Origin of the sequence: Bosea sp. 124, assembly GCF_003046175.1 — a bacterium.
Classification (GTDB): Bacteria; Pseudomonadota; Alphaproteobacteria; order Rhizobiales; family Beijerinckiaceae; genus Allobosea.
Window position 1 is genome coordinate 2,839,893 of sequence record NZ_PZZM01000001.1, and the last position, 21,983, is coordinate 2,861,875.

Consider the following 21,983-nt stretch of genomic DNA (forward strand, 5'->3'; position numbering starts at 1 on the left):
CCGAGGGGTGGCCTTTTGTCCCTGTATTTCAAGGGCTTGTATGGTGGGCGCGACAGGGATCGAACCTGTGACCCCTACGATGTCAACGTAGTGCTCTCCCGCTGAGCTACGCGCCCGTCTGCCGCGTCGGGGTATCGTCGCGGCGGCCGGAACAGGGTTTCGCCGTTGCCGGCTGACCATGTTGCGAGGTGTGCGGCTATAGCCGCTCGTTTCGTGGCTTGCAAGGCGCTTTGTGGAGAAAGCACCCGCCCGGCACAGGAGCCGGGCGAAACCCTCAGGCCGCGAGCAGCTTTTCGACCTCGTTCACCAACTCGCGCAAGTGGAAAGGCTTGGAAAGCACCTTCGCATCCTTGGGCGTCTGCGAATCGGGGTTCAGCGCCACAGCGGCGAAGCCGGTGATGAACATCACCTTGATGTCGGGGTCGAGCTCGGTGGCGCGGCGCGCCAGCTCGATACCGTCCATCTCCGGCATGACGATGTCGGTCAGCAGCAGTTCGAAGGGCTCTTCGCGCAGGCGGTTGTAAGCCGAAAGCCCGTTGTCGAAGGAGGCCACGTCGTAGCCCGCATTCTGCAGGGCCTTGACCAGGAAACGGCGCATGTCGTTGTCGTCTTCGGCAAGAAGTATCTTGGTCATGGGCCTGATGTGTCCGTCCCGTAAGGCCTGTCTTCAAGGTTCGAGGCTGCCGGCCTGGCGACCCTCTTCCCAATTCTCGTTCCCGGCGCGAGCGCCGTTTCCGGCGCCAGCGCCGGCAGGGTTATCGACCCATCCCCGTGCGTGGAACCCTACGTTTCTATAAGGCACCACTATGGTAAACAACGGGTGAATCCCTCGCCGATGCCCGTTGCGCGCCCATGGCGCTTCAACCCCGCCGCTTTGTGTGCTTGTGTTCAGGGAGATGAGCGCCCTGTCCGCCCCCTTTCCGCCCGGTCCCGAGGATGTCGTCGCCGAGATCGAGCGGCCGTTCACGCTGCACCAGCCGGCGCTCCATATCGTGCCGGTGGTCGTCGACGTGCCCCATGCCGGCCGGCGTTACCCGCGCGCCTTCGTCGAACGGGCGAGGTTGCCGCTGCGCTCGCTGCGCCGCTCGGAGGATGCCTATGTCGACCGGCTCTTCGCGCGCAGCGTCGCGCTGGGGGCGCCGCTGCTCGTCGCCGAATTCCCGCGCGCCTATCTCGACGTCAACCGCGAGCCCTATGAGCTCGATCCGCGCATGTTCGACGGCAGGCTGCCGCCCTTCGCCAATACGCGCTCGATGCGGGTCGCAGGCGGGCTGGGGACGATTCCGCGCATCGTCGGCGACGCGCAGGAGATCTATTTCGGGCGGATTCCGGTGGAGGAGGCGCTCGCACGCATCGACGGGCTGTATAGGCCCTATCATGCCGGCCTGCGCGATCTGGTGCAGCGCACGCAGCGCTCCTTCGGCACCTGCATCCTGGTCGACGCGCATTCGATGCCGTCGAGCGGGCTCGACCGCGACGGGCTGGCCAAGCCCGACATCATCCTGGGCGACCGTTTCGGAACCAGCGCGGCGGGTTACGTCACCGACATCGCCGAGGCGGCGTTCGCGAAGCTCGGCCTCACCGTCACGCGCAACCGGCCCTATGCCGGCGGCTTCATCACCGAGCATTACGGCGCGCCGAGCACCGGCGTGCACACGCTGCAGATCGAGATCAACCGCGCGCTCTACATGAACGAGGCGACGCTGATGCCCCATGCCGGCTTTTCCGCGCTGGAACAGGCGATTTCCTCGGCGATGGCGGATTGTTTCGCGCGCTGGAGCGGCTGGCTCGACGAGTTCAGGCAGGCGGCGGAATAGGCGCCTCGCGCGACCGTTGCCGCCGCAACCCAGAAAAAAGGGCCGCACACTTGCGTGGCGGCCCAAGTCTAGGGAGGAAACGCCCAAGGAGGGCAACGAAGGCTTGAAGTGATCGCCCCTTCGCAGTGCACAATATGACAGTGCAGTGCGAAAAAGCAAGTGGCCTGACCAAAATTCCGGACGAGCGAGCGGCGTATGGGGCATGCGCCCAGCGCAGGACAGAATATGATGCAGGCCGATCGCCTTGCCTTTCGCGGGCCGGCCGCCCATCAGGGTCATGACGAGAGAGCGGCGGCGCGACAGACCGTTGCGCAAGGATGCGGGGGCTTTGATGAGCGCGGTCGATTTCGGGGCTTTCGTCGCGGAGCTGGCGACGCAGTCCGGCCAGGCAATCCTGCCGTTCTTCCGGGCGCATCACGCGATGGAGGACAAGTCGGCGGGAGGCGTGTTCGACCCCGTCACCGAGGCCGACCGTGCCGGTGAGACCATCATGCGCCATCTGATCAAGCGCAGCTTCCCCGCCCATGGCGTACTTGGCGAGGAGTTCGGCAACGAGAACACGGACGCAGAATACGTCTGGGTGCTCGATCCGATCGACGGCACCCGCGCCTTCATCTCCGGCATTCCGGTCTGGGGTACGCTGATCGGGCTCGCGCGCGACGGCACGCCCGTCTACGGCATGATGCACCAGCCCTTCACCGGCGAGCGCTATTCCGGCGACGGGCGCGAGGCGCGTTATGAAGGGCCGGGCGGTGCGCGGACGCTGCGGACCCGCCAGGTCGCCGGCCTATCCAGCGCGACGCTGATGACGACATCGCCCGGGCTGTTCCGGAACGACGAGGCGCTGGCCTATCAACGGGTCGAGAGCCAGGTCCGTCTCGCCCGGTATGGCTGCGACTGCTACGCCTATTGCATGCTGGCCTCGGGCCATGTCGATCTCGTCATCGAGAGCGGGCTCAAGCCCTACGATATCGTGGCGCTGATCCCGATCATCGAGGGCGCCGGCGGCATCGTCACCTCATGGGACGGCGGCAGCGCCGCCGGGGGCGGGCGCATCCTCGCCGCCGCCAGCAAGCCGTTGCACGAGGCCGCGCTCGCTTTGCTCGCCGGCTGAAACGGCAGGCACCGTGTCGGCAACCCCGGCGTCGATCGCGCCATCCTCGCCGGGGATGAAGGCGTCGAAGGCCCCCCAGAACTGCGCCCGGATGTCGTCGCTCTCCATCAGGATCTCGTGGCGCGATGTCGGCAGGATCAGCGCCTGCCCGGTTTTCAGGCGGGCGGCGAAGCGCTCGATCGCGGGCGTCGAGACTACGCGATCGCGGCCGGCGGCGATGACCAGCGTCGGCACCCGCACCTCGCGCGCCACCTGCGGCGCATTGAGCCGCGCCATCAACTGAAAGGCCGTGCGGACCCAGGCGATGGTCGGATCGCCGATGCTGAGCTCGCGGGCGGAGGCGGAGAGCGCGCTGTTGCGGGCATAGCGGGCGGGGTCGCTGGTCAGGCGGTTGCCGTCGAAGGGCTTGGTCGCGATCGCGGTGTCGCCGCCGCCGGGGATGAAGGCCCGTCCGAGGCCGAGCCAGAACAGCAGGCTGGCCAACCGGCTCGCCGCCTTCGGATTCTCGGTGATGGTCAGGTCCAGCATCGGCGCCAGGGCCACCAGGCGCGAGACCGGCAAGGCGCCATGGCGGGCGGCGTCGAGGCAGAGCGCGGCGCCCATCGAATGGGCCAGCACGAAATAGGGGCCGGGCAGCTTCTCGCGCATCTGCACCAAGGCGAGCGCGAGATCGGCCTCGTAGTGGCGCAGCCAGCCGACATGGCCCTTGCGTCCCCGCGCGACGACGCGCTGCGAGCCGCCCTGGCCACGCCAGTCGAAGGCGAGGACATGGAAGCCGCGCCGCCGCAGCTCGGCGATCGTCTCGCTGTAGCGCTCGATGAATTCGGCGCGGCCCTGGACCAGGACGACGCTGCCGCGCACGGGCCGGACCGTCGGCCGCCAGCTCGCAAAGCGCAGTTGCGCGCGATCGCGCGTCGCCGCGAACCAGACCTTGCCGTGGCCCGGCACCGGATAGTCGGGGTGAGCGAAGAGCTCAGCTTCTGTCATGCCGGGCCTTCCTGTCGGCGGGCCGGCCGCCTCGCCGCCCGTGCGAATCGAGGCCGCTGCCGCCGGGTGAGCGACAATCCTTATGCCTGCCGCAGCGGGCTCTTGAAAAGCCGAAAACACCTTCCCAATTCAGTGTGGCGCAGGCCGGAACCGGCTGCGCAGCACCGAACCGGGCCCGCGCTCATGACGAGGCGGGCTGGACCAAACGTCGCTTCCTCTGGAGGACATCATGCGTCATTTCGATCTTTCCCCGCTCTATCGCTCGACCGTCGGCTTCGACCGCCTGTTCTCGCTGCTCGACCAGGCCGGCAGCACCGAGGCTGCGCCGAGTTACCCCCCTTACAACATCGAACGTACCGCTGAGAACGCCTACCGCATCACCATCGCGGTCGCGGGCTTCGGCGAGGGTGACCTTGCCATCGAGAGCAAGGAGAACGCGCTTACCGTTCGCGGCGAGAAGCAGGCCAACGACAATGGCGAGAAGCGCGAGATCTTGCATCAGGGTATCGCCGCACGCGCCTTCGAGCGTCGCTTCCAGCTCGCCGACTATGTTCAGGTGACCGGCGCCAGCCTCGAGAACGGGCTGCTCCACATCGATCTCGTGCGCGAGATTCCGGAGGCCAAGAAGCCGCGCCAGATCGTGATCGGTGGCAGCAAGGCCAAGGTGCTCGAAGCCAAGGTCGAGACCGCGAAGGCGGCGTAACGCGCCATCCTGACCGCAAAGAGAGGGCGCTTCCGGGAAACCGGAAGCGCCCTTTTTCGTGCCTGCCGCAATGCCTGCGCCAAGACCCTTCAATCCAGCGGTGTCACCGGAACGGCCGGGGTTTCGGGCCTGGGCGTCGAGGGCGTGGCGTCCTGCGTCTGGACCGGCGGGAGCTGAGACGGGATGCCGGGCTGTTCGCTGCGGGCGAGCGGCGGCTCGCGCTCGCCGGTTTCCGTGCCACGCACATCGCTCGGATTGACGAGCCGGGGCTTCTCGGCGCCCGTCGCGGGGGCGCTCGGGCCGGGCGTCGGCGCGGCCGGCGTCGCGGGAGACGGCAGGACCTCGGTCGGCGGTGCGCTGGCAGAGGCCGGAGGCTTCTCGGCTGGCGGGGCCGGTTGGGCGTGCGGCGGAGCGGCTGGCGAGGGTGGTGTCGCCGTGGCCGGTGCGCTGGCTGAAGCGGGCGGCTTGTCGGCGGCAGGTGCGGGTTCGATGCGTGGCGGGGCCGCCGGTGACGGTGGAATCACGGTCGCCGGCGCAGTGGCCTGGCCCGGGGGCTTCAGCGAGGGCGGCCGCTCCGGCGGGCGCGGCACGGGGCGTGGCTGCGGCGGCCTGGCCTCGTCGCGCGGATCGACGCGGGCGACGCGCGGGGCGCCGCGTGCCGGACCCTGCAGGACGATTTCGTCGAGCACCTCGCCGCTATAGGAGTCGAGGATCAGCCGAACCCGCGCGCCGGTCCGGGTCCGGCCATCGACGACATAGGTGGAGCCGCTGCGGACGGTGCGATCGACCTGATCGAGCCCGAAATCGCGGGCCGCAATGCGACCGATGGCGCGCGCCGGGATCTGCGCGGGCGGGCGCGGCGCGGCATAGCGATAGCCGTAGCGCTGTTCGAGATAGGGGGCATCTTCTTCGTAGAGATAATACTGCGCCGATGCGGCGCCGGCGGTGCCGGTCAATGCACCGGCGACGGCCAGGCCCATCAGCACGGTGCGCCCCGGCGCGGTCGAACGAATTACCATAGGTCATCCCTTCCAAGGACCGAAATTCAGGATTTCAGTCTTCGTTAGGGATTGCGGCCAGCTTGGGGCTGGAATCGGGAGGGAATTCAGCCTTCCTCGCTGCCGATGATCGCGATCAGCCGTTCGACCTGCGCTTCCGGCGTGGCGAAGGACATTACGAAGCGGCCGACGATTTCGCCGTCCGCGAGCGTCTCGCCCGCGGGCAGAGCCCGATCGGACCATGTCAGGAAGCCGACGCCGGCTGCCTGCAGCCGGGCCTGCAACGCCACCGACAAGATCGGAAACACTTCATTGGCCTGGCAGGGCCAGGCCAGACGCGCCTCGCCGCTCCTGTCGATCGCCGTCGCCAGCTTCATGGCCATGGCGTTGGCGTGACGCGCGAGGGCGAGCCAGTGCCCGTCCGCCAACAGCCCCTCGAACTGCGCGCCGATGAGGCGGCCTTTCGACAGGGTCTGTCCGGCGCGCTTGCGGCGCCATTTCATCTCGGCGGCTGCTGCGGGATCGAAGAAGATCACGGCTTCGGCCGCCCAGGCGCCGTTCTTGGTGCCGCCGAAGGAGAGCACGTCGATCCCGGCTTTCCAGGTCATCTCCGCCGGGCTGCAGCCGAGCGTCACCAGCGCATTGGCGAAGCGTGCGCCGTCCATGTGCAGGGTGAGGCGGCGCGCGGCGGCGGCCTGCTTGAGGGCGCGGATTTCGTCGAGGCTGTAGATCGTGCCGCACTCGGTCGCCTGGGTGATCGAGAGGGCCTGCGGCTGGACCTGGTGCAGCGCGCCTTCGCGGAAGCGCGTCAGGGTCTGCGTGACCAGATCAGGCGAGAGCTTGTTGCCGGCGCCGGGCAGGCCGATCAGCTTGGCGCCGTCGCTGAAGAATTCCGGCGCGCCGCATTCGTCGTCGGCGACATGGCTTTCCTCATGCGTCAGCACGGCGCCCCAGGGCCGCGTGATGCTGGCGAGCGCCAGCGCATTCGCCGCCGTACCTGATGTCACCAGGAAGACCGCGACCTCATGCTCGAAGATCTCGGCGAAGCGCCGCTCGGCACCTTGCGTCCAGGTGTCGGTGCCATAGGCGGAGGCTGCGCCGTCATTGGCGGCGGCGATGGCTGCCATGACGTTGGGGCTGGCGCCGGCGGTGTTGTCGCTGATGAAGTTCATGCCGTTTGCGATAGAGGCGTGCTGCCTGCCTGCCAAGCGCGTGCGGGCGGGGCGGCTCTGCACGGCATGCCGGGCTGCCGGAGGCGGAGACCTGCAGGGCCCTCACAGAACAAGAACCGTGCGGGGCGACTCCGGCTTCCGTACCGGATATGTCTCGTCTTTTCGCCCTATCGCAATAAAATGTCGTCTTGGCGTAAAATCGGCTCTTGTGCAGATATTAGAATTCTGGCAAGTTCGTCTCGATAGGACAGTGTTGCTGTCCCATTTTTCACTGCGACGATCGCGACCCGCAAGGGTGGCGGTCACGCCAGCGCAACGGAGCGGATCGATGACGAAGGGCACGGCAAAACACGCCAAAGCCATCCGTACGCGCGCCGCCCGCAAAGCGGCGGCCTGACAGGCGCGACAGGGCGAGAGCCCGAGCGCCTGCGGAGGACGCGGGCGCCCGAGAACAGCGCAAGCAAACCTCCGACAGAACGAACGGTCCGGCCATGTTGGCCCCATCCTTGCTGCCGGCTCTCAGGGGCCTGAGCGGCAGCGATGCGGCCCGGCACGGCGGAAGGATTATATGGACTCAAAGGTGCCTCCCGACGGAAGCTGTCGGGGCATTGGCAAGCGGGGTTTGACGATGAGCGAAACCAGCCAGTCGAGCGTTGCCATTCTGGGCGGCGCCAAGCCTTTCGAGCGCTTCCCGGAGGTGCGCGATCCGGCCATGCCGATGCGCCAGGGTCTTTACGATCCGTCGATGGAGAAGGATTCCTGCGGCGTCGGCTTCGTCGCGGACATGAAGAACCGCAAGAGCCACGCGATCGTCGCGCAGGGCCTGCAGATCCTGCACAATATCGACCATCGCGGCGCGGTCGGAGCCGATCCCAAGCTCGGCGACGGCTGCGGCATCCTCACCCAGATCCCGCATCGCTTCTTCAGCGAGGAATGCGGCAGGCTCGGCATCGCGCTGCCCGAGGTCGGCCATTACGCCATTGGCCAGTTCTTCATGCCGCAGGATAAGGCGGATCGCGCGATCTGCGAGGAGATCGTGGCGCAAGCCGTGGCCGAGGAGGGGCTGATCTTCCTGGGCTGGCGCGACGTGCCGGTAGACAACAGCGATCTCGGCCAGGCCGTTCTCGAAACCGAGCCGGTCCATCGCCAGCTCTTCGTCGGCCGCCCGGCGGAAATCGCCGACGAGGAAGACTTCGAGCGCAAGGTCTATGTCCTGCGCAAGTCCGTCTCCAACAAGGTCTATCAGCGGCAGGACCGGGCGACAGCGACCTATTACCCGGTCTCGATGTCGGCGCGCACCATCGTCTACAAGGGCATGGTGCTGGTCACGCAGCTCGGGACCTATTTCAGGGACCTGCTCGATCCGCGCTTCGAAAGCGCGCTGGCGCTCGTCCATCAGCGCTTCGCCACCAACACCTTCCCGTCATGGCGGCTGGCCCACCCTTACCGGATGGTCGCCCATAACGGCGAGATCAACACGCTGCGCGGCAACGTGAACTGGATGGCGGCGCGGCAGGCCTCGGTCGATTCGGAGCTGTTCGGGGCCGACATCTCGAAGCTCTGGCCGATCTCCTATGAGGGCCAGTCCGACACCGCCTGCTTCGATAATGCGCTCGAATTCCTGGTGCAGGGCGGCTATTCGCTGGCCCATGCCATGATGATGCTCGTGCCGGAGGCGTGGAACGGCAACCCGCTGATGAACGAGGAGCGGCGCGCCTTCTACGAATATCACGCCGCACTGATGGAGCCGTGGGACGGGCCGGCCGCCATCGCCTTCACCGACGGCAAGCAGATCGGCGCGACGCTCGACCGCAACGGTCTCCGGCCGGCGCGCTATCTCGTCACAGATGACGGGCTCGTCGTGCTCGCCTCGGAATTCGGCGTGCTGCCGATCCCGGAGGAGAAGATCGTCGAGAAGTGGCGCCTGCAGCCCGGCAAGATGCTGCTCATCGACCTCGAGCAGGGCCGCATCATCGGCGACGACGAGATCAAGACGACCTTGTGCCTGGCCAACCCCTACAAGGACTGGCTCAAGCGCACCCAGATCGTGCTGGAGGATTTGCCGCCGGTCGAGGCGCGGGCGCAGCGCACCGATGTCGCTTTGCTCGATCGCCAGCAGGCCTTCGGCTACACGCAGGAGGATACGCGCCTCCTGATGGCGCCGATGGCCGTGACGGGGCAGGAAGCGGTCGGCTCGATGGGGACGGACACGCCGATCTCGGCGCTCTCGTCGAAGTCGAAGCTGCTCTACACCTATTTCAAGCAGAACTTCGCCCAGGTCACCAATCCGCCGATCGATCCGATCCGCGAGGAGCTGGTGATGAGCCTGCTCTCCTTCATCGGGCCGCGGCCAAACATCCTCGACCTGGAGGGCACCTCGCGCCGCAAGCGGCTGGAGGTGCGCCAGCCGATCCTGACCAATGACGATCTCGAGAAGATCCGCTGCATCGGCCATTACGAGGACCGCTTCGACACCAAGACGATCGACTTCACCTATCCGGCGCGCGATGGCGCGGCCGGCATGGCGGCGGCGGTGGAGCGGCTCTGCGAGCGCTCGGAGGCGGCCGTCCATGGCGGTTACAACATCATCATCCTGTCCGACCGTCTGGTCGGGCCGGACCGGATCGCGATCCCGGCGCTGCTGGCGACGGCCGCCGTGCATCATCACCTGATCCGCAAGGGCCTGCGCACCTCGGTCGGTCTCGTCGTCGAGACCGGCGAGCCGCGCGAGATTCATCATTTCTGCTGCCTCGCCGGCTATGGCGCGGAGGCGATCAACCCCTATCTCGCCTTCGACACGCTGCTCGATCTGCACGAGCAGGGTGCCTTCCCGACCGAGGTCGACGCCTATGAGGTGGTGAAGCGCTACATCAAGTCGGTCGGCAAGGGCGTGCTCAAGGTCATGTCCAAGATGGGCATCTCGACCTACCAGTCCTATTGCGGCGCCCAGATCTTCGACGCCGTGGGCTTGAGGAGCGATTTCGTCGAGCGTTATTTCTTCGGCACCGCGACCGCGATCGAGGGCGTCGGTCTCGACGAGGTTGCCGAGGAGAGCGTCAGCCGCCATCGCGACGCCTTCGGCGACGCGCCGGTCTACCGCAACAGCCTCGATATCGGCGGCGAATACGCCTATCGCATCCGCGGCGAGGACCATGTCTGGACTCCCGACGTGGTCGCCTCGCTGCAGCACGCGGTCAGGCTGAACGCGCAGGACCGCTACGAGGACTTTGCCCGTCAGGTCAACGATGAGGCGCATCGGCTGACGACGATCCGCGGCCTGTTCAAGCTCAGGCTCGCCGGAGAGAACGGCCGCCAGCCCGTGCCGCTGGAGAGTGTCGAGCCCGCGAGCGACATCGTGAAGCGCTTCTCGACCGGGGCTATGTCCTTCGGTTCGATCTCGCGCGAGGCGCATGAGACGATGGCGATCGCCATGAACACGATCGGCGGCAAGTCCAACACCGGCGAGGGCGGCGAGGAGGCGATCCGCTTCAAGCCGATGGCGGATGGCCGCTCGAAGCGCTCGGCGATCAAGCAGGTCGCATCCGGCCGCTTCGGCGTGACGGCGGAGTATCTCGTCAATTCTGACGTGATGCAGATCAAGGTCGCCCAGGGTGCCAAGCCCGGCGAGGGCGGCCAGCTACCCGGCCACAAGGTCGACGCCAAGATCGCCAAGGTCAGGCATTCGACGCCGGGCGTCGGCCTGATCTCGCCGCCGCCGCATCACGACATCTATTCGATCGAGGATCTCGCGCAGCTGATCTTCGACCTGAAGAACGTCAACCCTGCGGCCGATGTCTCGGTCAAGCTCGTCTCCGAGATCGGAGTCGGCACGGTGGCGGCCGGCGTCGCCAAGTCGCGCGCCGACCACATCACGATCTCGGGCTTCGAGGGCGGCACGGGCGCGAGCCCGCTGACCTCGCTGAAGCACGCCGGTTCGCCCTGGGAGATCGGCCTCGCCGAGACCCAGCAAACGCTGGTTTTGAACAAGCTGCGCGGGCGCATCGCGCTTCAGGTCGATGGTGGCCTGCGCACGGGCCGTGACGTGGTGATCGGCGCGCTGCTGGGAGCTGACGAGTTCGGCTTCTCGACCGCGCCGCTGATCGCGGCCGGCTGCATCATGATGCGCAAGTGCCATCTCAACACCTGCCCGGTCGGAGTCGCGACGCAGGATCCGGTGCTGCGCAAGCGCTTCAAGGGCTTGCCCGAGCATGTGATCAACTACTTCTTCTTCGTGGCCGAGGACATCCGCAAGATCATGGCCGAGATGGGCTTCACCCATCTCGACGAGATCGTTGGCCGCTCGGACCTGCTCGACAAGCGCGAGGCGATCGACCACTGGAAGGCCAAGGGGCTCGATTTCACGCGGCTGTTCCACAAGGTCGACATGCCGGGCGTCGCGATCCGCCATGTCGAATTGCAGAAGCACCCGATCGACGATGTGCTCGACCGCAGGCTGATCGAAGGCGCGAAGGATGCGATCGAGACGGCCACGCCGGTCGTGCTCGAGCATGCGATCTGCAATGTCGACCGCAGCGCCGGCGCGATGCTGTCGGGCGTCGTCGCCAAGAAATATGGCCATGCCGGCCTGCCCGAGGACACCATCACGGTGAAGCTCAAGGGCACGTCCGGCCAGAGCTTCGCCGCCTTCCTGGCGGCGGGCGTCACCATCGAACTGACCGGGCAGGCCAACGACTATGTCGGCAAGGGCCTGTCGGGCGGCAAGCTGATCGTGAAGCCCGATCCGGCCTCGAAGGCGGTGCCGGAGCGCTCGATCATCGTCGGCAACACGGTGCTCTACGGTGCGATCGCCGGCGAGGCGTATTTCCGCGGCGTTGCCGGCGAGCGCTTCGCCGTGCGCAACTCGGGCGCCATCGCGGTGGTCGAGGGCACCGGCGACCATGGCTGCGAGTACATGACCGGCGGCGTCGTCGCGGTGATCGGGCCGACGGGGCGCAACTTCGCGGCCGGCATGTCGGGCGGCATCGCCTATGTGCTGGACGAGGACAAGAGCTTCGCGGCGCGCTGCAACCTCTCCATGGTCGATCTCGAGCCGGTCGAGGAGGAGGAGGAGCTGATGGAGCGCCTCCACCATCACGGCGGCGATCTGGAGCACAAGGGCCGGATCGATATGGCCAATATGTCGGGCCATGACGAGGAGCGCCTGATGCAGATGCTGACGAACCATGTCGACTACACGGGTTCGGAGACGGCGCGCCGCATCCTGGAGAACTGGGCCGATTACCGCACCAAATTCGTCAAGGTGATGCCGGTGGAATACCGCCGGGCGCTGCGCGAGATGGAACAGGCGCGCACGCTCCAGGCGGCGGAGTAACCGGGACGGCGAGCCGGGCGGACATAGGCGTTCGCCCGGGCCACATGGATCAAGACAGGCTCCCATCGGCAAGGGATGCCTGGGCTCAAGCCCCGGGCAGCACGACGAGAGAAACGAAAAGTATGGGCAAGGTCACGGGTTTCCTCGAATACGACCGGCAGGAGCAGAAGTATCAGCTCGCCGGCGACCGCATCCGCCATTTCCGGGAGTTCACGCTTCCGCTGGAGGAGCGCGACGTCAAGAAGCAGGCGGCGCGCTGCATGGATTGCGGCATCCCGTTCTGCCATGGGCCGACCGGCTGCCCGGTGCACAACCAGATCCCCGACTGGAACGAGCTGGTCTTTTCCGGCGGCTGGGAAGATGCGCTGCGCAACCTCCATTCGACCAACAACTTCCCGGAGTTCACCGGCCGCATCTGCCCGGCGCCCTGCGAGGAAGCCTGCACGCTGAATCTCGAGAACATGCCGGTGACGATCAAGACGATCGAGCAGGCGATTGCCGACAAGGGCTGGCAGGAGGGCTGGATCGTCGCCGAGCCCGCCGCCATCCGCACGGGCAAGCGCATCGCGGTGGTCGGCTCCGGCCCGGCCGGGATGGCTGCGGCGCAGCAGCTCGCCCGCGTCGGCCATGAGGTTCATCTCTATGAGCGCGAGGCGCGGGCCGGCGGCCTGCTGCGCTACGGCATCCCCGACTTCAAGATGGAGAAGCGCCATATCGACCGGCGCGTCGCGCAGATGGAAGCGGAGGGCGTCACCTTCCACTACAACGTCCATGTCGGCGTCACCGTGCCCTTCGCGACGCTGACGGCCGAGCATGACGCCGTGCTGATGAGCGGCGGCGCGGAAACGCCGCGCGATCCTGGCCTGCCGGACACCAATCTCCAGGGCGTGCACTACGCGATGCCCTACCTGACCCAGCAGAACAAGCGCAGCAATGGCGAGGATCTGTCGAAGGTCACGCCGATCCTGGCCGGGGGCAAGCATGTCGTCGTCGTCGGCGGCGGCGACACGGCGTCGGACTGCGTCGGCACCGCCTTCCGCCAGGGCGCGCTCTCGGTGACGCAGCTCGACATCCGGCCGATGGCGCCGGAGATCGAGGACAAGCTGACGGTCTGGCCCTACTGGCCGACGAAGTTCCGTACCTCCTCCTCGCAGGCGGAAGGCGCCGAGCGCGAATTCCAGGCCGCAACGCTGGGGCTGGAGGGTCGCAACGGCCGCCTGACCGGTGTGAAGTGCATCCGCGTCGACGAGAAGCGCAAGCCGATCCCGGGCAGCGAGTTCACGCTCCCGGCCGATCTCTGCTTCCTCGCCATCGGGTTCGCCGGTTCGGTGATCGAGGGCATGATCGCGCAGTCGGGCGCGGCGGTCGACAAGCGGGCGAACGTCATCGCCAATGAGCGCGACTACCGCACCAGCGCCGAGAACGTCTTCGTCGCGGGCGACATGCGCCGCGGCCAGTCGCTCGTCGTCTGGGCGATCCGCGAGGGCCGTCAGGCCGCGCATGCGATCGACAAGCACCTGATGGGCGAGACCATCCTGCCGGTGTGAGCTTCTTCCCTCTCCCCTCGGGGGAGAGGGTGGCTCGGCGTAGCCGAGACGGGTGAGGGAAGTCCTGTACGGCCCTGCAATCCTTCCCTCATCCGACCGCTCCGCGGCCACCTTCTCCCCCGCGGGGGAAAGGAATCATCGCGGCCAGCGGTAATCGTCGATCCGGCCGGGCTTGGGCTCGGGCAGGACGCCTTCGCCGAAGATGCGGTCGAGCTGGCTTGCGATCTCGCCGCGGCCGCGGGCCTCGGGGATCGAGACCAGCAGCGCCTGTTCGCCCTGGCCGGCACTGCCGGTGAGCGGCAGGATCGGCCCCGCCAGCGGCTTGGCCTGGAGCGCGGCCGGCAGGCTGATCGTGGGCAGGCCGCTGACCATCTGGTCGATCAGGCGTTCGATGCCGCCGGGTTGCAGCTCGGGGTTGGTCGGTGCGCCGGTGTCGGGTGAGACCGGCAGTGCGATGACGTTGCCCTGCGCGCCGGGTTCGAACATGCGGCGGACCAGGACATCGACGAAATGGGCTGCCTTGCGGGCTCCCGCCGCAGTGAAGTGGATGCCGTCACCAAGGCGCAGCCGCATGGTCTGGCCGGAGACGTCAGGGCCCATCGCGGCATAGCGGTTCTCGGAATCGACGAAGGCGCCCCAGAGATCGACATATTGCCCGCCAGCGCGCTCGACCTGCTGGCGGTACTGCTCGTTGAAGGTGACGAAATCGGCCGAGAGTCGGGGATTCTGCACGGGCGGCGCACCGACCCAGATCAGCGGGATGCGCCTGGCGGCGAAGACCTGCGTCACGGCACTGATACGGTCGCGGTAGAGTTCGAGCCAGCGTGGGCTCAACGGTTCATGGACCGTGTCGCCCTCGCGCAGCGCCTGCCTGTCGTTCAGCCCGATCATCATGACGCCGAGGCTGATCTTCTGGTCGCTTGCCAGCAGATCGGCCGCGACCTTGGGCCAGTCGTGGAAGTCGCTGCGGACGAGGCCGGAATCGGGCTTCGCCTTCTGCAGCACGGCGACGTCCGGCCGGTCCTCCAATGCCTCCTCGAGCCCGTCGGCGAGGAGATGAGCGAGCGAATCGCCCATGACCAGGATGTGATGGGCGATGTCGACCTTGGGGATGACGGGATCGTCCCTGACCACGACAGGAGCAGCCGGACGGCGGCGCACGACCGGCGCGACACGCTGGCGCTGCGGCTGGGCGGCCGGCTGCTGCGGCTGCTGCCAGAACAGCTGGAACAGGCTGCGCTGCTGCGGGGCGCGCTGCTGGGGCGCCTGCGCGAGCGAGGACGGCCCGCCGGTCAGGAGGAGCAGGCCGGCCGCCGTCAGAAGCATGAGGAGGGAGCGCAAACGCATCGGGCTCTCGATCCCGCGCCGGAGTCCGGCATGCCGACCATATAGTGCAAAACGGCCCGAACGTCAGCGCCCGGCGCGCATCTTCGCGAGCAAGGCGGGTGTCGGCCAGCCATCGGCGATCTCGCCGTTGCGGAGCTGGTATTGCCGCACCGCCTCGCGCGTGCCAGTGCCGATGCGGCCGTCGGCGTCATGGTTGTAGAGGCCCTGTGCCTTCAGCCGGCGCTGGACGTCCTGCATGCCCGCCTTGTCGAGGCGCGGTGCCTGGATCGGCCAGTCGGCCTGGATCGCGGGGCGGCCCATGATCCGGTCGCCGAGATGGCCGACGGCCAGCGCATAGGCGTCGGAGGAGTTGTATTTCTTGATGACGTCGAAATTCTCGGTCAGCAGCATCACCGGGCCGCGATGGCCGGCGGGGTAGAACAGCCTTGCCTCTCCCGAGGAGGGCAGGCTGCGGCCGTCAGCGCGGCGGACACCGGCCGAGGCGAAGGCGGAGAAGCTCGCCTTGTGGAACTTGTGGTCGAAGCCTTCGGGCAAGGTCACTTCGAGACCCCAGGGCAGGCCCTGCACCCAGCCATAGCCCTTGAGGTAATTGGCTGTGGAGGCGAGCGCGTCGGCGGTCGAGCTCCAGATGTCTGCATGACCGTCGCCGGTGAAGTCGACAGCGTATTTCTTGTAGCTCGACGGCATGAACTGGGTGTGGCCCATGGCACCGGCCCAGGAGCCGCGCAGCTCGCGGCGCTCGACATGGCCTTCCTCGATCAGTTCGAGGGCGGTCAGCAATTCGTCGCGGAAGAAGTCGCCGCGATAGTGCAGATGGGCGAGCGTCGCGAGCGAGCGGATCGTATCCTTGTCGCCCTTGAACGAGCCGTAATTGGTCTCCATCCCCCAGACGCCGAGCACGATCTCGCGCGGCACGCCGTAGCGCGCCTCGACCTGCGCCAGAATGGCGGCATTGTCCGAAGCCGCGTCACGCCCGCGCGGGATGCGCGTGCCGCCGACGGCGCTGTTGAGATAGCCCCAGATCGGCGCGGTGAACTCGGACTGCTTGCGTGTCAGCGCGGCGATCTGGGGATCCGGCGTCACGCCGCGCAGCGCGGCGTCGAAGGTCGCGCGAGATACCCCGCGCGCCTGGGCCAGCGGCCAGAGCCGCTGCAGGAATGCGTCGAAGGAGGCATTGGCAGGTGTCGCGACATTGGCAGGGCGCGCGATGGGGGCCGGCTTGGCTTCCCTGGCGCGGGCGGCCGAACTGCTGATCGAGCCCGTGGTCTGCGCCAGCGCCGGCGCGAGGCTGATCAGGGCCGTGGCGGCGATGACGGACAGGCGCATGGGACACTCTGACAAGGCTGGAGAGAGGTCGCACCAGAGCGCCTGAACAAGATTAACCAAAGGTTAAGCGCGGCGGCAATGCCGACGACGCACCGGGCGCGCGAGCTGTCCGATTTGACAAAGCGGAGCGCTTGGCCGAGCCTTGCGGCCATGGACAGCCATCTCCGTTTCTGCCGCGGTCTGCACCGCTCGGGCAATCTCATCGCGGGCCACTAGCCCCGCGCCCGTCGCATCGCGCGCTCCGGGCTCGGGGCAGGCGCTTCGCGCTTTCGGCCGCTCAGCCTTTGTTACCCCCTAATCTCTTCGGACAGTCGCGCGACGCAGCGGTCGATGGACCCTGCCGCCGGCTGCCGTCTGCTTTTCAGGATATGTCATGACCCAGTCTTCGAAGCGCATGTCGCGCCCGGCCATCGTGCTCACGGCCGAGGATCACCTTCTGCTGAGCCGCACCGTCTCGGGTGCCGGCGACGGGCTGGCCGATCTCGCGGCCGAACTCGCCCGCGAACTCGACCGCGCCCGGATCCTGCCGGAGGGGCGCAGTTCGGCGGATCACGTCCGCATCGGGAGCCGCGTGAGCTTCCGGGACGAGGCGACCGGCAAGGCTTCCACGATCACGCTGGTCCGGCCGGAGGAGGCCGATGTCGATGCCGGCCGGATCTCGGTGATGACGCCGATCGGCGTGGCGCTGATCGGCATGGCGGCCCAGAAGTCGATCAACTGGGCGACACGCTCGGGCGAAATCCGCCGCCTGACGGTGACGGAGGTCACCGATCCGGCCAATCTCGTGCTGGCGGACTGAGGCGAGACCGCGATCAGACGGCGTTGCGCGTCCTGAGCTTGTCCTCCCAGTCGAGGGCCTGCTGGACGATCTGTTCGAGGTCGTCATGCTGGGGCTGCCAGGCGAGTTCGGCGCGGATGCGGTCTGCCCTGGCGACGAGGGCGGCCGGGTCTCCGGCGCGGCGACCGGAATAGACCACCGGGAAGTCGACGCCGGAGACCTTCTTCACCATGGCGACGACCTCGTTGACGGAATAGCCGCGGCCATAGCCGCAGTTCAGGGTCAGGCTGGCGCCGTCGGCGCGGAGATGGTCGAGGGCGGCCAGATGGGCGCGGGCGAGGTCGGTGACGTGGATGTAGTCGCGGATGCCGGTGCCGTCGGGCGTCGGATAGTCGGTGCCGAAGACCTCCAGCGCGGCGCGCTGGCCGAGCGCGGCCTGGCCGGCGACCTTGATCAGATGGGTGGCGTGGGGCGAGGACTGGCCGGAGCGGCCCTTGGGATCGGCGCCGGCGACGTTGAAGTAGCGCAGCACGACGAAGTTCAGGCCATGGGCGCGGGCGACGTCGGAGAGCATCCACTCGCTCATCAGCTTGGAGCGGCCATAGGGGTTGATCGGCTCGAGCGCGATCTCCTCCGGCACCGGGCTGACCGCGGGCTCGCCATAGACCGCCGCGGTCGAGGAGAAGATGATGCGCTTGACGCCGCCGCGCACGGCGCTCTCCAGCAGGCTGCGGGTCTTGACCGTGTTGTTGAGATAATAGCCGAGCGGGTCGGCAACCGATTCCGGAACCACGATCCGGGCGGCGAAATGCGCGATCTCGGTGATGGCGTGCTCGGCGATGATGCGTTCGACCAGCGCCTGGTCGCCGATGTCGCCCTGGATCAGAACCGCCTCCTTCGGAACAGCCCACCAGAACCCGGTCGAAAGATTGTCCAGAACCACCACGCTCTCGCCACGGTCCAGAAGTTCAAGCACCATGTGGCTGCCGATGTAACCCGCGCCACCCGAAACAAGTACAGCCATGGTCGAATATCCACTCCCGTCACCTGGAACTGCCGTTACGCAAAATGCGTTGACGGGTTCTCAAGGTCGTCCTGCTATTAGTACGTCGTGACCGGCTCCAGACAAGCCGCGAGCCGGCCGCTTTTCCACCCGCTCCGCCACAGGCATGCAAGGCCGAGGCGCCAATTGGACCTTCCATGACGAAACGTATCCGCAAGGCCGTCTTCCCCGTCGCCGGTCTCGGCACCCGCTTCCTGCCCGCGACCAAAGCGATTCCGAAGGAGATGCTGACCATCGTCGACCGCCCGGTCGTCCAGCATGTCGTCGATGAGGCGCGCGCCGCCGGGATCGAGCATTTCGTCTTCATCACCGGGCGCAACAAGACCGTGATCGAGGACCATTTCGACCTCGCCTACGAGCTCGACGACACGCTGCGCAAGCGCAACAAGACCAGGGAGCTCGAAGCGCTCCTGGCCGATCTGCCGGCCGCTGGTGCGACCAGCTTCACACGCCAGCAGGCTCCGCTCGGGCTTGGCCATGCGGTTTGGTGCGCGCGCGACATCATCGGCGACGACGAGCCCTTCGCGCTGCTGCTGCCCGACATGCTGCACCACACTCATGGCAGGGGCTGCCTCGCCGAGATGATGGACGCCTACAACAAGCATGGCGGCAACCATATCGCGGTCGCGCCGGTGCCTGAGGACCAGACACATCAATACGGCATCGTCGGCGTCGAGAACCGCGACGCCAAGGTCTCGAAGGTGACCAAGATGGTCGAGAAGCCGGCCAAGGGCACGGCGCCTTCGAACCTGCACATCACCGGCCGCTACATCCTGCAGCCGACGATCTTCAACCTGCTCGCCAACCAGGAGCCCGGCGCCGGCGGCGAGATCCAGCTGACGGATTCGATGATCGCGCTGTCGCGGCTCGAGCCGTTCCATGCCGTGCGCTTCGATGGCGACATCTACGACACCGGCTCAAAGATCGGCTTCCTGACAGCGAACATCGCCTATGCGCTCGATCGCAGCGATCTCGGTCCGCAGATTCGCCAGGAGATCGAGCGGCTGCTGGAACGCTGATGGGCTGCGCCGTGCGGGAGCCGCGCGGGTGAGCGAGGGCAGCATCGTCTTCGACCGCGCGCTCGGCCGACAGCGCCTGACGCGGGCGCTGGCGGCCGGCTATCCGGATTTCCTGCTCGAACGCGCGACGCAGGATCTGGATGAGCGGCTGTCGGCGGTGCTGCGGCAGTTCGGGGTGGCGGCCGATCTCGGCACGCCGCTGCCGCTGGCGGCGCCCGTGCTGCGCGCCAGGGCCGGCACCGCGCTGCGCATGGCCGAGACGGCGGGCGCGGCGGCCGATCTCGTCGGCGATCTCGAACGCCTGCCGCTGGGACCGGAAAGCCTCGACCTCGCAGCCTCGCTGCTCGCCTTGCAAGGCGTCAACGACCTGCCGGGCGCACTGATCCAGATCCGCCGGGCCTTGCGGCCAGACGGGCTCTTCATCGGCTGCCTGCTCGGCGGCCGAACGTTGCAGGAACTGAGGCAGGTTCTGCTCGAGGCGGAGGCCGAGACCGCGGGCGGCGCCAGTCCGCGCATCGCGCCCTTCGCCGATCTGCGCGACCTCGGCAGCCTCCTGCAGCGAGCGGGCTTCGCGCTGCCGGTCGTCGACAGCGAGGTCGTGATCGTGCGCTATCGCGACCTGTTCGGATTGCTGCGCGATCTGCGCGCTATGGGCTGGGGCAATGCGCTCACTGCCCGCCGCAGAGCCGGCATGAGGCGCGACACGCTGATGCGGGCGGCGGCGCTTTATGTCGAGCGCTTCGCCGACGCGGACGGGCGGCTGCGGGCGACTTTCGAGATCGTCTGGCTCTCGGGCTGGGCGCCGCATGAAAGCCAGCAGAAGCCGCTGAGGCCGGGCTCGGCCAAGGCCAGGCTGGCGGATGCGCTCGGCGTGGCGGAGCATGGCACGGGCGACAAGGCGGGCGGTTAGCGGGGGGACGGGTTGGTCTGCAACCCTGATCTTGATGGTCGAAACAGGGGACGGTTCGTGAGTGAGCGCAAGGAGCGGCTGGGCCGCGATGCCTTCGGCCTGTTCCGCACGGTGCCGACACGCTGGGCCGACAACGACGTCTACGGCCACGTCAACAATGTCGTCTATTATGCTTGGTTCGACACGGTGGTGAATGCTTGGCTGGTCGAACGCGGCTTTCTCGACATCGCGGGAAGCGCGATCGTCGGCCTCGTCGTCGAGACGACCTGCAGCTATTTCGAGAGCCTCGCCTTTCCCGAGCCCGTCGAGGTCGGGCTCGGTGTCGAGCGGCTGGGCAACAGCTCGGTGACCTACCGGATCGGCGTCTTCCGCGCGGGCGGCGAACGGGCGGCCGCACAGGGCCGCTTCACCCATGTCTATGTCGACCGCGCCACGCAGCGACCCGTGCCGATTCCAGCCGAGCTGCGCGCGGCGCTTCAGGCCCTCACATCGTCAGGCGGATCTGGCTGATCTCGCGGGCGATCTGCTGGAAGATCGGTGCGAGCTGCGAGGCGTTGGAGACCTCGTAATACATGCCGGTCTCGCTGGCGCAGCCGCGCAGCAGGTTGCGGTTACCGTCGATCACGCGGATCGAAAAGATGCGGATTCCCGCTACCTTGGCGTTGCTGCAGGCGGCCTCGGTGCGAGCGTCCATGGTGCTCTGGTTGTCGCTGAAGCGGTTCTGGGTGTTGTCGCCGTCGGTGAGCAGGATCATGTATTTCGTCAGGCGTGGCGTGTTGGCAGGGGCGGCTTCCGGGAGCGGCGCGATCGGGGTCAGGCTGGCCGTGCCCCAGGCGGCACCGATGGCGACGTTGGTGTTGCCGACAGGCGTCATGGCGTTGATCGTGCTCGTCAGCGCGGTCCAGTCGCTGGTCAGCGGGCGGATCGGCGTCAAAGTCGACTGGGCGCAGAAGTCGGCCGGGTAGAGCGTGGCGTTCTGGCCCGTCACCGCGCCGGCGTCGCTGACGTCATAGGGTTTGTCACGGTCGCTGATGCAGCCTTCCCAGGTCGCCTTGGTGATCGTCTTCTTGTTCGAGCCGGTGCCCTTGGTCAGGTCGTAGCGCAGCCAGGGCGCGTCCTTGTAGGTCGTCGGCAGGCGCACCTGCGTTGCGAAGGGCACGATCGAGATCCTGATCTGGTCGGTCGCGGTCGATGCGTCCTTCATGATCTTGAGGAGGTCGAGCGAGGCCTTCTTCAGCTCGGTCAGCTTGTCGGACGATGCCATCGAGCCGGTGTTGTCGAGCACGAGCGCGAGTTCGACCGTGTTGGTGCCCCAGGCGGACTGCGCGGTGGAGGAGACAGGGATCGTGTCGACGCCGATGACCTTGGTCAGACTGGTCTCGACCGCGGTGGTGGCGGTGACATTGACGGTGCGCGCCGTCCGGTTGATCGCGACCGTGTAGGTGCCGAGCTTGGCGTCGGAGTTGCCGGCGAGATTGGCGCGGATCAGCGATTCGGCCCGAACCTTGAGTTGCGCGTCCGTCAGCTTGGTGGCGTCGCGGGCGACCATCAGCGCGGCCGAATCGACCGCGGCGTTGAGGGTCGAGCGGGCCGAGCTGGCGCGGGCATAATCGACGCAGGCGCCGGCGATGCCGATCATCGGAACGGCGAGGAAGCCGAACATGATCGCGACATTGCCGGAGGTGTCCTTCCTGAAACGGGACAAAAGCGACATGGACTGTTCCTCCCTGGCACGGTCCGCCCCGTGCCGTGGAAAACAGCGCAGATCGCGTGCCAGCAGGGCGGCGTAGCACCGGAATGCGTTGTCTCGGGCGGTCAGGCGCGCTATGCCCCGCCCATCGAAGACGCGCGGCGATCGAAGATCTGCCGC

General features: G+C 67.4%; 17 protein-coding genes and 1 tRNA gene. 9 read left to right on the plus strand and 9 right to left on the minus strand.

Annotated features, from left to right (window positions below; translation table 11 throughout):
• Positions 1–41: 41 nt before the first annotated feature.
• Both C8D03_RS13475 and cpdR read right to left on the minus strand, forming a co-directional pair.
• Positions 42–116, minus strand: a tRNA-Val gene (locus C8D03_RS13475).
• A gap of 158 nt (positions 117–274) precedes the next feature.
• On the minus strand, positions 275–634 hold the full coding sequence (gene cpdR, locus C8D03_RS13480) for a cell cycle two-component system response regulator CpdR (RefSeq protein WP_038363805.1): 360 nt from the start codon (positions 632–634) through the stop codon (positions 275–277).
• 262 nt (positions 635–896) lie between these two features.
• On the opposite strand from cpdR, the gene C8D03_RS13485 reads away from it, so the two are divergent.
• A complete protein-coding gene (locus tag C8D03_RS13485; protein ID WP_108046762.1) occupies positions 897–1,817 on the plus strand; it encodes an N-formylglutamate amidohydrolase in 921 nt (306 codons plus the stop codon).
• A 331-nt stretch (positions 1,818–2,148) separates the two neighbouring features.
• Complete coding sequence (gene hisN, locus C8D03_RS13490; protein WP_108046764.1) at positions 2,149–2,931, plus strand: histidinol-phosphatase; 783 nt, start codon at positions 2,149–2,151, stop codon at positions 2,929–2,931.
• Here hisN and C8D03_RS13495 read toward each other — a convergent pair.
• A complete protein-coding gene (locus C8D03_RS13495) occupies positions 2,836–3,918 on the minus strand; it encodes an alpha/beta fold hydrolase (protein ID WP_108046766.1) in 1,083 nt (360 codons plus the stop codon). The two genes, hisN and C8D03_RS13495, sit on opposite strands and share 96 nt — an antisense overlap.
• Before the next feature lie 229 nt (positions 3,919–4,147).
• On the opposite strand from C8D03_RS13495, the gene C8D03_RS13500 reads away from it, so the two are divergent.
• Positions 4,148–4,621: an Hsp20 family protein gene (locus C8D03_RS13500; protein ID WP_108046768.1), complete on the plus strand. Its 474-nt coding sequence runs from the start codon at positions 4,148–4,150 to the stop codon at positions 4,619–4,621.
• A gap of 89 nt (positions 4,622–4,710) precedes the next feature.
• Here the strand turns inward: C8D03_RS13500 and C8D03_RS13505 are convergent, their stop codons facing one another.
• Both C8D03_RS13505 and C8D03_RS13510 read right to left on the minus strand, forming a co-directional pair.
• Positions 4,711–5,640 (minus strand): hypothetical protein, encoded by a 930-nt coding sequence (locus tag C8D03_RS13505; protein ID WP_108046770.1) that lies wholly within the window; start codon positions 5,638–5,640, stop codon positions 4,711–4,713.
• 86 nt (positions 5,641–5,726) lie between these two features.
• Positions 5,727–6,791 carry a threonine aldolase family protein gene (locus tag C8D03_RS13510; RefSeq protein WP_108046772.1) on the minus strand — a complete coding sequence of 355 codons (1,065 nt, stop codon included), beginning with the start codon at positions 6,789–6,791 and terminating at the stop codon, positions 5,727–5,729.
• Between the two features lie 628 nt (positions 6,792–7,419).
• Here C8D03_RS13510 and gltB point away from each other — a divergent pair.
• Together gltB and C8D03_RS13520 are read left to right on the plus strand one after the other, a co-directional pair.
• Entirely contained in the window at positions 7,420–12,123 is a 4,704-nt protein-coding gene (gltB, locus tag C8D03_RS13515) for a glutamate synthase large subunit (RefSeq protein WP_108046774.1), read from the plus strand.
• A 122-nt stretch (positions 12,124–12,245) separates the two neighbouring features.
• Entirely contained in the window at positions 12,246–13,670 is a 1,425-nt protein-coding gene (locus C8D03_RS13520; protein ID WP_108046776.1) for a glutamate synthase subunit beta, read from the plus strand.
• A gap of 135 nt (positions 13,671–13,805) precedes the next feature.
• Here C8D03_RS13520 and C8D03_RS13525 read toward each other — a convergent pair whose 3' ends face one another.
• Complete coding sequence (locus C8D03_RS13525) at positions 13,806–15,017, minus strand: SGNH/GDSL hydrolase family protein (protein WP_108046778.1); 1,212 nt, start codon at positions 15,015–15,017, stop codon at positions 13,806–13,808.
• A 63-nt stretch (positions 15,018–15,080) separates the two neighbouring features.
• Complete coding sequence (locus tag C8D03_RS13530) at positions 15,081–16,343, minus strand: lytic murein transglycosylase (RefSeq protein WP_108046780.1); 1,263 nt, start codon at positions 16,341–16,343, stop codon at positions 15,081–15,083.
• Positions 16,344–16,716: 373 nt separating this feature from the next.
• On the opposite strand from C8D03_RS13530, the gene rnk reads away from it, so the two are divergent.
• Positions 16,717–17,142, plus strand: coding sequence for a nucleoside diphosphate kinase regulator (gene rnk / locus C8D03_RS13535; RefSeq protein WP_108046782.1), 426 nt, complete (start codon positions 16,717–16,719; stop codon positions 17,140–17,142).
• A 13-nt stretch (positions 17,143–17,155) separates the two neighbouring features.
• On the opposite strand, the gene galE is transcribed toward rnk, so the two are convergent.
• Entirely contained in the window at positions 17,156–18,145 is a 990-nt protein-coding gene (gene galE, locus C8D03_RS13540) for a UDP-glucose 4-epimerase GalE (protein ID WP_108046784.1), read from the minus strand.
• 176 nt (positions 18,146–18,321) lie between these two features.
• On the opposite strand from galE, the gene C8D03_RS13545 reads away from it, so the two are divergent.
• From C8D03_RS13545 to C8D03_RS13555, 3 genes are read left to right on the plus strand one after another with little or no spacing between them, the layout of a single operon-like run.
• Complete coding sequence (locus C8D03_RS13545) at positions 18,322–19,203, plus strand: UTP--glucose-1-phosphate uridylyltransferase (RefSeq protein ID WP_108046786.1); 882 nt, start codon at positions 18,322–18,324, stop codon at positions 19,201–19,203.
• Between the two features lie 28 nt (positions 19,204–19,231).
• Positions 19,232–20,113 (plus strand): methyltransferase domain-containing protein, encoded by an 882-nt coding sequence (locus C8D03_RS13550; RefSeq protein ID WP_181300961.1) that lies wholly within the window; start codon positions 19,232–19,234, stop codon positions 20,111–20,113.
• A gap of 57 nt (positions 20,114–20,170) precedes the next feature.
• The gene (locus C8D03_RS13555) at positions 20,171–20,623 is read left to right on the plus strand and encodes an acyl-CoA thioesterase (RefSeq protein WP_108046790.1); all 453 of its coding nucleotides are present in this window, start codon (positions 20,171–20,173) and stop codon (positions 20,621–20,623) included.
• On the opposite strand, the gene C8D03_RS13560 is transcribed toward C8D03_RS13555, so the two are convergent.
• Positions 20,598–21,827, minus strand: a complete 1,230-nt coding sequence (locus tag C8D03_RS13560) for a vWA domain-containing protein (protein WP_181300962.1) — start codon at positions 21,825–21,827, stop codon at positions 20,598–20,600. The genes C8D03_RS13555 and C8D03_RS13560 overlap by 26 nt on opposite strands.
• Between the last annotated feature and the right edge of the window lie 156 nt (positions 21,828–21,983).